Annotated in this window: 1 protein-coding gene; it reads left to right on the top strand. The window is 69.1% G+C overall.

Annotated features, from left to right (window positions below):
- On the top strand, positions 1–1278 hold a 1278-nt coding region (locus tag HR086_RS49965; RefSeq protein ID WP_254626777.1), incomplete at both ends, for a condensation domain-containing protein.

Raw genomic sequence — 1278 nt, forward strand, 5'->3', positions numbered from 1 at the left:
TCCTGACGCCCATCCAGCTCGACTTCTTCGAGAAGGAACTCCTCGAACCGCACCACTTCGCCCAGGCCTTCATGCTCGCGTCGAGCGAGCCGGTGGACGTCCCGTGCCTGGAAGCGGCGCTGCGCGCGGTCGTCACCCACCACGACACGCTGCGGCTGCGCTTCACACGCCAGCAAGACGGCACCTGGAACCAGGAGTTCACCGGCCTGGAGTCCCTGGTCCGCCTGGAGCAGGTGGACCTCTCTTCCGTGCCCGAGGCGGAGCTGCCCACGGCCCTGGAGTCCGAAGCCTCCCGCCTCCACGCCAGCCACAGGCTGGATGAGGGGCTGCTCCTGCGCGCCGCCCTCTTCCACCTCGGAGCCGAGCGAGGCACACGGCTCCTGCTGTCGGTGCATCACCTGGGTGTGGATGGCGTCTCCTGGCGCACGCTGCTGGAGGACCTCGGCGCGGGGTATGTGCAGTCGAGACAGGGGCGCCCGGTGGCGCTGCCGCCCAGGTCCACGTCCTTCAAGACCTGGGCCTCGAAGCTGAGTGACTTCGCTCGCTCCGAGGAGGTCGCGCGTGAGCGGACGTATTGGCTGGAGGAGGGGCGACTCGAGGCTCCTGCCCTCCCCAGGGATGGCGCTGGCGGCGCCACTTCCGTGGCCTCCTCGCGCACGGTGGAGGTCTCCCTCGACGAAGTCCAGACGCGGCTCTTGTTGCAGGAGACTCCGGCTGCGTGGCGGGCGCACATCAACGATGTGCTGCTGACGGCGGTGGCCGAGAGCCTCACACACTGGATGGGCCAGCCGCGCCTGCGTGTGGAACTGGAGGGCCATGGCCGCGAGCCGTTCTCCGACGACGTGGACCTGTCTCGCACGGTGGGCTGGCTCACCACGCTGTATCCCGTGACGCTGGACGTCTCGGGGACGACGAGCCTGGGTGGCCGGTTGCGCGCGGTGAGGGACTCGCTGCGGCGCCTTCCCCGAAAGGGACTCGGCTACGGCCTGCTGCGCCACCTGTCGGACGATGAGCAATCCCAGCACCTCCGCGCGCTCCCTCGTGCCCAGGTGCTCTTCAACTACCTGGGCCAGTTCCATCAGTCCGCCGGTGACGACTCGGCGCTGAATCCGTTCACCGCCACGCGGGAGCCCCTCGGTGCCCTGCGCGCACCCAAGGCCGCGCTCTCCCACCTGCTGGAGATCAACGGCTACGTCTTCGAGGGCCGACTGACCCTGGTGTGGACGTACAGCCAGGCAGCGCACCGGCCAGAGACCATCCAGTCCCTGGCCGACCATT

It is taken from the genome of Myxococcus sp. CA039A (assembly GCF_013336645.1).
GTDB classification, from domain to species: domain Bacteria; phylum Myxococcota; class Myxococcia; order Myxococcales; family Myxococcaceae; genus Myxococcus; species Myxococcus llanfairpwllgwyngyllgogerychwyrndrobwllllantysiliogogogochensis.